10 protein-coding genes and 2 pseudogenes are annotated in these 8,442 nt (G+C 65.3%); 1 reads left to right on the forward strand and 11 read right to left on the reverse strand.

Annotated features, from left to right (window positions below):
- Positions 1-460, reverse strand: a 460-nt coding sequence (locus H531_RS13525; protein ID WP_028490832.1) for a winged helix-turn-helix domain-containing protein, incomplete at its 3' end; no start/stop codon positions are given.
- Between the two features lie 333 nt (positions 461-793).
- Here H531_RS13525 and H531_RS14535 point away from each other — a divergent pair.
- The gene (locus tag H531_RS14535; RefSeq protein ID WP_022799483.1) at positions 794-970 is read left to right on the forward strand and encodes a hypothetical protein; all 177 of its coding nucleotides are present in this window, start codon (positions 794-796) and stop codon (positions 968-970) included.
- A gap of 204 nt (positions 971-1,174) precedes the next feature.
- On the opposite strand, the gene H531_RS0111560 is transcribed toward H531_RS14535, so the two are convergent.
- The 10 genes and pseudogenes from H531_RS0111560 to H531_RS15215 all read right to left on the reverse strand — a co-directional run.
- Positions 1,175-2,083, reverse strand: coding sequence for a D-ribose ABC transporter substrate-binding protein (locus tag H531_RS0111560; protein WP_022799484.1), 909 nt, complete (start codon positions 2,081-2,083; stop codon positions 1,175-1,177).
- 5 nt (positions 2,084-2,088) lie between these two features.
- The gene (locus H531_RS0111565) at positions 2,089-3,030 is read right to left on the reverse strand and encodes an ABC transporter permease (RefSeq protein ID WP_022799485.1); all 942 of its coding nucleotides are present in this window, start codon (positions 3,028-3,030) and stop codon (positions 2,089-2,091) included.
- On the reverse strand, positions 3,005-4,453 hold the full coding sequence (locus H531_RS0111570) for a sugar ABC transporter ATP-binding protein (RefSeq protein WP_022799486.1): 1,449 nt from the start codon (positions 4,451-4,453) through the stop codon (positions 3,005-3,007). The genes H531_RS0111565 and H531_RS0111570 overlap by 26 nt, the downstream gene beginning before the upstream one ends.
- Positions 4,453-4,857: a D-ribose pyranase gene (gene rbsD / locus H531_RS0111575; RefSeq protein ID WP_022799487.1), complete on the reverse strand. Its 405-nt coding sequence runs from the start codon at positions 4,855-4,857 to the stop codon at positions 4,453-4,455. The genes H531_RS0111570 and rbsD overlap by 1 nt, the downstream gene beginning before the upstream one ends.
- On the reverse strand, positions 4,854-5,756 hold the full coding sequence (rbsK, locus tag H531_RS0111580; protein ID WP_022799488.1) for a ribokinase: 903 nt from the start codon (positions 5,754-5,756) through the stop codon (positions 4,854-4,856). Before rbsK ends, rbsD begins: the two co-directional genes overlap by 4 nt.
- Positions 5,753-6,724 (reverse strand): LacI family DNA-binding transcriptional regulator, encoded by a 972-nt coding sequence (locus tag H531_RS0111585; RefSeq protein WP_022799489.1) that lies wholly within the window; start codon positions 6,722-6,724, stop codon positions 5,753-5,755. The genes rbsK and H531_RS0111585 overlap by 4 nt, the downstream gene beginning before the upstream one ends.
- Before the next feature lie 33 nt (positions 6,725-6,757).
- Entirely contained in the window at positions 6,758-6,985 is a 228-nt protein-coding gene (locus H531_RS15325; RefSeq protein WP_022799490.1) for a hypothetical protein, read from the reverse strand.
- A gap of 399 nt (positions 6,986-7,384) precedes the next feature.
- Positions 7,385-7,675, reverse strand: a complete 291-nt coding sequence (locus tag H531_RS0111600) for a CopG family transcriptional regulator (protein ID WP_022799491.1) — start codon at positions 7,673-7,675, stop codon at positions 7,385-7,387.
- 207 nt (positions 7,676-7,882) lie between these two features.
- Positions 7,883-7,987, reverse strand: a pseudogene (locus H531_RS14345) (IS701 family transposase); the annotation flags it as partial.
- Between the two features lie 57 nt (positions 7,988-8,044).
- Positions 8,045-8,442 (reverse strand): annotated as a pseudogene (locus tag H531_RS15215) (transposase); the annotation flags it as partial.

The following is an 8,442-nucleotide window of genomic DNA, read 5'->3' on the forward strand; positions in this document are numbered from 1 at the left end:
ACGCCTCCTGCGCCGCCCCATCCGCCTTCGCGTGCCGGGGGCGGGGCACCCGCAAGGCAAACCCCATCTCGTGCAGAAGCCGGTAGATGGGGTAGAGGGAGAGCCTCTTTCCCAGCTCCCGCTCCACCCAGTCCCTTAGCTTGGGCCCCGTCCACAGGCCCCCGTCGGGCGGGGGGCCCTTTAGGGCCTCCAGCACCTTCCTCTGCTCCTCCAGGGTGAGCTTGGGCTTTTGTCCCGGGTTCTGGTGCCGCCGATCCCGCAGGCTTTCTGGCCCCTCTTGGTTGTAGCGCCGCACCGTCTCCTGCACCCAGCGGGGGGTGTGCAGGGTGATCCTGGCGATCTCCTTGGCGGTGGTCAGCGAAGCTACCTTGTGGCCTCGCCTGGCGTGGTAGACAGCCAAGAAGCGGTCCTTCTCTATCGGGTCCTTGGCCTTCTTGGCCCTCCGCCCTGGCCTCCTCACCCTCCGGTTTCAGGGCGTCCCTGGGCATGCCCACATGTTAACCCGGATGCCTGGGAACGCACTTCCAGACATCCGAACTCTGGAAGTCTGTGAGTCCGGAAGTCCGTGAGTTTGTCGCAAACTCCCGCCGTTTGCCGCAATCTTCACATCGGCCGCTTTGGCCCCTCGCCCGCCCCTTTCCCGGGGGTTTTTCCCCTTCAGGACCGCGCTCCCCGGCGGTCGGGACCTCCCTCGCACGCTTCGCCAAAGGAAGCTTTTGCGAATGCTATACTCCGGGAAAGCGGGGGTGGGGGGCCTCGAGGGCACCCCTCCCCGGGAAGGTAGGATGGAGCCATGCCCAAGGCCAAGGAGCCCCTGCTGAAAGCCCTCCTCAAGGCCCCCGAGTGGCGCCGCCTGGCGGAGGAGGTGGTCCTGGAGCCGCCCGAAAGGCCGAAGCCCCGCTTCAAGCCCTGGCGGACCCAAGGGAAGGGAGTCCCCCTGGATGCCGTCCTCCACGACCTCCGCCGGTGAGCTTCTCTTCCTGGACACGAGCGTCCTGGTGTGCGCTTTGGCTAACCAGGAGTGGCTGAGGAAGGCTGAGCCCAAGAAGGGGACCCGGGGAGCCCCAGGCGGGAGACCTTCCTCCCGGCTGGCCAAGGGGGAATTCGCATATTGAAGGAACAGAAAAGGAGAGAAGCGGTCCTAGGGAACCCTAGGACCGCCCCCACCTCCCGGCTACTGCTTACAGGAAGGGTTCGTGACCAGCTTCAGGGGGACTGGGATAAACCGGGTTTGCGCGGGAGGCTTCGTACCCCGAATCAGCTCCACCGCCTTTTCCACCGCAATGCGGCCCATTTCTTGTGGCTGCTGGGCCACGGTGGCCGCCATCTCGCAGGCTTGCACGGCTTTTACGGCATCGGGGGTAGCGTCAAAGCCCACCACGGGAATCTTGCGGCCGCTGGCCTTGATGGCCTGAAGGGCCCCTAGGGCCATCTCATCGTTGTGGGCGAAGACGGCGTCGATCTCGCGTTGAGCCTGGAGGATGTTCTCCATGACGGAAAGCCCTTGGGCCCGGTCAAAGTTGGCCGTTTGCCGGGCCACCACCGTGATCCCAGGGCACTTTTCCTTGAGGTAAGCGTTGAAGCCCTGGCCCCGGTCCCGGGCCGCCGAGGTTCCGGGAATGCCCTCGAGTTCCACGACCTTACCCCGCCCTTTGAGCAGCTGGCAAACGAACTCCGCCGCCATGCGGCCTCCTGCCACGTTGTCCGAGGCGATGTGGAAGGCTACCTGTCCACCTGAGGCAGCCCGGTCCACGGTGATCACCGGGATCCCCGCCCGATTGGCCTTCTGGATGGCCGGGACCACGGCAGCGCTGTCTGTAGGATTGACCAGGAGGACCCGCACCCGGCGCTGGATGAGGTCTTCAATATCGGCCACCTGCTTGTCCACCCGGTCCTGGGCATCCAAGACGAGGAGCTGGATGCCCGCCTTCTGAGCCGCCTGGAGCGCTCCATCCCGAAGGGCCACGAAGAAGGGGTTGTTGAGGGTAGAAAGGGAGAGTCCCACCACCGCCCCTTGGCCCAAGGCCCCCATCGAGGCCAAGAACCAGACTGCGAGCCCTAAAAACCCGATCCTCCTTGCCATCTGCCTCACCTCCTTCTCACCAGCCGGTCGACCAAAAGGGCGAGGACGATGACCACCCCTTTGGCGATCAGCTGGTAAAAGGACGAAACGTTGAGTAGGTTCATCCCGTTGTTGAGCACGCCGATGATAAGGGCTCCCAAGAAGGTGCCCCAGGCCGTTCCCCTTCCCCCTGCCAGGGAGGTGCCCCCTACCACCGCTGCCGCGATGGCATCCAGCTCAAATCCCGTTCCCGCCGTGGGCTGGGCGGAGTTAAGCCGGCCCGTGAGCACCAGGGCGGCAAGGCCAGCAGCCAGCCCCGAATAGGCGTAGGCAAAGACCTTGATCCTGGCCACCGGTACCCCCGAAAGCCGGGCGGCCTCCTCATTGCCCCCGATGGCGTAGAGGTACCGCCCGAGGGCCGTGTTTTGCAGCAAGAGCTGGGTGAGGAGGAGGAAGGAGAGCATGGCCACCACCGGTACCGGTATCCCCAAGAGCGTCCCGTTGCCCAGAAAGAGGAAAGAATCGGGGAGTCCGGTAATGGGGCTTCCATCGGTGTACACCAGGGTGAGCCCCCGGAAGGCGGTGAGGCCCGCTAGGGTGACGATAAAGGGAGGTAGGCCCGCATAGGCCACCAGCAGTCCCTGGAGGATTCCTAGGGCCACGGCGATCCCGATTCCCAGCCCCATGGCCAGGGCCGGAGGCAGACCCGAAACGGCGAAGCCTGCGGCCAAGGCCCCGGCTAGGGCCAGAAGGGAGCCCACGGAGAGGTCGATCCCCCCTTTGAGGATGACCACGGTCATTCCCAGGGCCAGGATGGCGTTGATGGAAACCTGCCGGAGCACATTGAGCAGGTTCGAGGGGGAGAGAAAATAGGGGGAGAGGAGGCTCAAGGCCAGGATCAGTAACCCCAGGGCCCAAAGGAGGCCGTAGCGGGAAAGCAGGTTAGGCCTGAACCGCGCCCACAACATGGGCGACCACCTCCTCCCCGCAGTAGGGGGGGTAGAACTCGGCCACCACGCCTCCTCTCTGGAAGACCAGGATGCGGTGGCAGAGAAGCAGGAGCTCCTCGGTGTCCCCGCTGGAGACAATCTGGGCTACACCCTCCCGCGCCCAGTCTGCAAGGAGAGCATAGATCTCCTGACGTGCGGCCACGTCTACGCCCCGCGTAGGCTCTTCTAGGAGAAGCACGCGGGGTTTCGTGGCCAGGGCCTTCGCCAAAACTAGCTTTTGCTGGTTCCCTCCGGAAAAAGAAGCGGCCGGCTGCTCAGGATCCTGAGGGCGAATCCTCAGGGCCTGAAACCAGTGCCGGGCCAGGGCCACCTCCTGGGAAGCGAGGACCATGCCCCCCCAGGTGAGGCTCCGGAGCACCGGAAGGCTGATGTTGGCCCTGGCGCTCAACGTCAGGACGAGCCCCTGGGCCTTGCGATCGGCGGGCACGAGGAATACCCCTTTCCGGATGGCCTCGAGGGGGGAACGGATGGGCTCGCCGTTTACAAAAGCCTGGCCTCTCAGCCCAAAGAGGGCCTCCACCACGGCGCTCCGCCCCGAGCCCACCACGCCCGCAAGCCCCAAGATCTCCCCCGGACGCAAGGAAAGCCTCAGGGGCTTAAGACCCACCCCCTCCACCTGGAGGGCAAGCGGAGTTTCGGCCTTGGGGGAGGCCAAGGTCAGCCGAGCCCGCTCCCGCTTGCCCACCATAAGCTCCACCAGCGCCTCCGGTGTGAGGCTGGCCAAGGGAAGGGTGGCCACGCGCTGTCCGTCCCGTAAGACGGTCACCCGATCGGCCAGACGGAAGACCTCTTCCAACCGATGGCTGATCCACACGAGGCCGAGGTTCCTACTCCTTAGGTCGGCCACGAGTTGGAAAAGCTGTTCGGCCTCACGGGCGCTCAGGGCAGCCGTGGCCTCGTCGAAAACCAAGATGCGGGCTTTCTGGCCTAGGGCCTGGGCTACCGCCACCAGGGCCTGCTGTCCCGCCTCGAGGGACCCTACCGGGGCCTCAGGGGGGATCTCCAGGCTGAGCCCCTCCAGGAGACCCCGGGCCCGTGCATAGAGCTCCCGCCGGCCTACCAGAGGCGAGAAACGGCCAAGGAAGAGGTTTTCCGCTACGGAAAGGTTGGGCGCCAGGTTGAGCTCCTGGTAGACCATGGCGATTCCCTGCCGCCGAGCTTCCTGGACGCTCCCTAGACGGAGGCGGCGCCCGTCGAGCCAAACCTCCCCCCCGTCCGGCGCCAGGGCTCCGGAGAGGATCTTCATGAGGGTGGACTTCCCGGCCCCGTTTTCCCCCACAAGGGCGTGGACCTCTCCTGCCTCCACGGCAAAATCCACCCCCTTGAGGGCCTCTATGCCCCCGAAGCGCTTATGAATGCCGCGCATCTCCAAAAGGGCCATCAGAAAACCACCCCCGCGCGTAGGATGAGGTTAGCGTAGGGGGTAAACTCCCCGGTGCGGACCACAGCCTTGGCCCCGGCCGTAAGTTCCTTGAAGCGCTGGTGAGGGACGTAGACCAGCTCCACGGCGGTAGACCCCTTAAAGATCGCGACTACCTTGTCGTGGAGTTCAGGGCTCCTCTCCCTTATCTCCTGGGCCAAGACCACCCCTTCTGCCTGGACTTCCTGTAAAATAGTCTGCACCACGTCTAAAAACGGAGGGCGCCCGGGAGCGTACGCCAGATCGATACGCAAGGGGCCTTCGGGAATAGGAAGGCCCGCATCCGCCACCACCAGGAGGTCCCCATGACCCAGGGAGGCCACCGCCTGGGCCAGAAGCGGATGAAGGATTCCGCCCTTTTTCATCCCGTACCTCCTAAAAAGGCTTCCACCTCGCTCCGGAAGGGCAGGGAAGGCTGGGCCCCGGGGCGGGTGGTGGCCAAAGCGCCTGCGGCACTGGCAAAGCGTAGCGCCACCCGCATCCTCATTCCCTCGGCCAAGGCCACGGCCAGGGCCCCGGCGAAGGCGTCCCCCGCCGCCGTAGTGTCCACCGCCCGGACGGCGAAGGCCGGGAAGTGGCCTTCCTCCTCCCCCGACCAAACCGCTCCCTGGGCCCCCAAGGTGAGGACTACCTGGGGCACCAGCCCCCGGAGACGGCGAGCAAGGTCCAAGGCCTCTTCCGGTGTACGGGGTAGGCTGGCTTCGGCCAGCTGCGCGGCCTCTACTTCGTTTACCAGAAGGAGGTCCACCTCTTGCCAAACCGAAGATGGTAGCTTCTGGGCCGGGGCCGCGTTAAGGAGAATCCGGGCGCCGGCGTTTCGGCCTAAGGCCACTGCCTGGGCCACGGTCTCGAGGGGTATTTCCAGTTGGAGGAGGAGCACCTTAGCCTCCCGAAAGGCCGTTTCGGGGAGGTCTCCTGGGGCCAAGCGGGCGTTGGCCCCCGGGGCGACGGCGATCTGGTTCTGCCCCGTGGGGTCCACCAAGATAAAGGCGGCTCCGCTTGGGCCAGGCGTTTCCTGCACCCACGTCACGTCCACCCCCTCCTGGGCCAGGCTGGCCTTCAGGGTTCGGCCGAAGCCATCCTCGCCTATCCGGCCGAGCATGCGCACCCTCCCCCCGAGCCGGGCTGCCGCCACCGCCTGGTTGGCGCCCTTGCCCCCGGGATGGGTCTCATAGGCTTCGCCGAGGACCGTTTCCCCTGGCCTGGGCAGGCGCGCCACCCGCAGGACCAGGTCCATGTTGAGGCTTCCCACCACCACGATCATCTGCCCACCTCCCGGGTGGACCCGCGGGGCACCAGGGTCACGGGCAAGACCGTCCGCGCCGCTTCCCCCTCAGGCTCCTGGACACGGCGAAGCAAAAGACCCACCGCAGCCTCGGCCATCTGCGGTATCGGCTGGCGGACGGTCGTGAGGGGAGGATAGGCCAGGGTGGCCCAGGGGATGTCGTCGTAGCCGATAAGGGAAACCTCCTCGGGCACCCGGGTCCCCGATTCCCGGAGAACCTCGAGGGCTGCCAGGGCAATGGCATCGTTAGCTGCGGCCACGAAGGTCACTTCTTCCCTGGCCTTCTGTAAACGCGCTCGTGCCCTGGGTGTAAGGCTGAGGCTGAAGGGAACTTCCTCCTCCCAAACCACCTCCAGGCCTCCTTCCTGGGCCTCCACCAGGAAGCCTTCTCGGCGTAGACGAGCGCTCCGCAAGCTCTGAGGCCCAGATAGGATACCCACCCGTTGATGGCCCAGTTCCAGCGCGTGGCGGGCCTGAAGCCTGCCTCCCAGGAAGTGATCTGCCTCAACCCCGTCAACCCCTTCCGCGGTGCGGTCTACGAGGACCACGGGAAAAGGCGGGGGTTTGTAAGAGTTTACGGGTACCCAGATGGCCCCCGCCACCTGCTCCTCAGCCAGGTGGCGCAGCCCCTCCTCTTGTACGGCCTCGTCCTCCAAGGAGTCCACTAGGGTGAGGGTGTAGCCTGCCCTGTGAACGGCGAGGCCGATGGCTTGGGCTAGTCCCGGGAAGAAAGGGTTGGTGAGGTCAGGCAGAATCAGGCCTAGAATACGGCTTTGGCCGCGACGAAGAGCCTGCGCTTGTCGGTTCAGTCGGTAGCCCAGGGTCTCCACGGCAGCCCACACGCGGTCGGCCACCTCAGGGCGCACCCGCTTTGTCCCGTTAAGCACGTGGGAAACCGTGGTGTGGGAAACGCCTGCCAGTTTGGCCACATCCCGCAGGGTGGGCATGGTTTAACGTTCAACCCCCTAGTTGAGGCTATGCTAGCACACCCTGAGGGGGCGGTCAAGGGCTTTGGGGCTTGCCTCAGACTTGACCGCTGTACTGCATAGAGCCCCAAGGAAGCGCAGGGCGGAGAGGGGGTTGAAGGAGAAGATTTCTAGGGCTGCCTTCTTCTCCCTCACCCCCTCCCGGTGAAGCTTGGAAACCAGAAAGGCCCACAGCCCCGCCAGCACCCACGCTCCCGTTCCCCCAAAGCGCACGTCCTGCACCCAGGAAGACCGCCTGGAGCCCTTCCGGGTCTAAGCGGGGAAGAAGGGGTGGTCAGGGCGGTGTGGCCTAAGACCTTGCACAGGGGTAGGGTTTGGCGCGGGCAGGGAGTCCACACAGCTCAGGAAGGCCTCCAGGATGAGGGCCAGAAGGCCCCACAGGAGCACCGCCGGTTGGGGGCCCGGGGATCTGGAACTTGGGATAGGGCTTTACGCAGGGTCATGGCCCTCCTTTACCCTAAGAGCCGCATATCGGTCAAGTCTGGCAAGCCCGGATAGACTAGATTACGCTGAGGGTTCTGTGCTAGGATAGAGATCACACATGCGCTCTTACCTCCTCCGCTCCTGGCTCTTCCGGGTCGTAGCGCTTCACCAGGGCGGAGGTGTCCAGGTAGGGAGGGATCACCGCCCCTCCCGGTCCTCGAGGACCACCTCCGAGAGGCCAATCCTGCGCCCGGCTACCCGTTCCAGGTAACGGCGGTAGGCCTCCTCCATTTGGGCCGGGGTCACGGCCCGTTCGGGCACCTCCAACAGTCCCTCCTCGGCTAGGGCCAGGAGCAAGGGAGCCTCCTCCTCCGGGAGGAGGTCCAGGGCGAGGCGGAGGACTTCCGCCTCGGTGCGCCCCGTGGTACGGGCCAGGCGCTTCAGCTTGGCCTCCTCCTCAGGAGTGAGGTAGATTTGCTTGCGTAGCATACAGCGTTATTGTACGTCGCCCTGGTACGGGGAAAGGAGAACATGCACCCGCCGCCAGGTCCTTGGGCTACGGGCGCTCTCGGGCCTAGGTCCTTCCTTTCAAACGGGATGCTCTTTGAAAAGCCCCACGCCTCGAGGACCAGCCTCCTCGTGCGTTACTCCCCGTAGCGCTTGAGATCCTTCTCCTTGAAGACCCGGAAGCTGGACTTAGGCGGCCTCTACCTGCACCGGTAACAGAGGGCTCAAATCCAGGCTCAGCTTACCTGCGATAAGTCGCCGTCGGCATGGGTAGAAACTCAACTTCAGCCGCTCCAAGACCTGCCTCGCCGCGTACCAAGCGTCAAACAGTACGCCTTCCGGCTGAAAGCCCTTCTCCTCCCTCCCCTCCGCCCGGGCCTGGGCCAGGGTGGTCTGGAGGCGCAGGGCCAGAACCTCCACCCGCTTGACCTGGGCGCTTTTCCCCTTGCCGCTTCCCCGCAGGTGCTTCCCGTCCACCACCAGGACCTCCCCAAGGTCGGCTTCGGGGAAGACCTGGAGGAGGGCCTCCTGGAGCTTCTCAGGATCCAGGCGGTGGCTGCTTCTCCGTCAGGAGAACATCTTGGGGAGAAGGGTGATGGCGGTGTGGCCCGGGGGCTTGCGCAGGCCGAGGTGGGGTAGAAGATGGGGGTTGGCGCGGGCGAAGCGTTCCACGCCGCGCAGGGAGTCCACGCGGGAAAGGAAAGCCACCAGGATGAGGGCCAGAAGACCCCAAAGGGGGTACTGCCGGT

Source organism: Thermus islandicus DSM 21543 (assembly GCF_000421625.1).
Taxonomy (GTDB): Bacteria; Deinococcota; Deinococci; order Deinococcales; family Thermaceae; genus Thermus; species Thermus islandicus.